This is a genomic window from Acinetobacter sp. OYA S30 (assembly GCF_033599315.1).
GTDB classification, from domain to species: Bacteria; Pseudomonadota; Gammaproteobacteria; order Pseudomonadales; family Moraxellaceae; genus Acinetobacter; species Acinetobacter baumannii.
The window spans coordinates 1-314 of sequence record NZ_JAWVAV010000171.1; the positions used below are offsets into that span (position 1 = coordinate 1).

Below are 314 nucleotides of genomic sequence, written 5' to 3' on the forward strand. Positions count from 1 at the left end.
ACCTAATCTTTGTTACTTGATTAGCAACCTCATTCTCTAATTGAAGACGAAGTTTTGCCTGCTCCTCGGCCATTTTAGTGGTATCTTGAATAAGCTTATCAAAGTCTTTTGATGAGATATCACCAGCAGAATAGCCATTAATACCAGCCATGTAACTTTGATAGTCTTTCCAGTATTGATTATTTTTTTTACCAATACCTTTACCCTTCATTACATTGCCTTCACCTGCATGATATGCACGTACAGCCTTTTCTAAATCACCTTTAAAAAGCTTCAAAAGATAAGACATGTACTTAGCGGCACCTTCAGCAGAT

At 36.6% G+C, this 314-nt stretch carries 1 protein-coding gene; it reads right to left on the minus strand.

Annotation, left to right across the window (positions count from 1 at the left end):
• On the minus strand, window positions 1-314 hold a 314-nt coding region (locus R5R67_RS19665), incomplete at both ends, for a lytic transglycosylase domain-containing protein (RefSeq protein ID WP_318755233.1).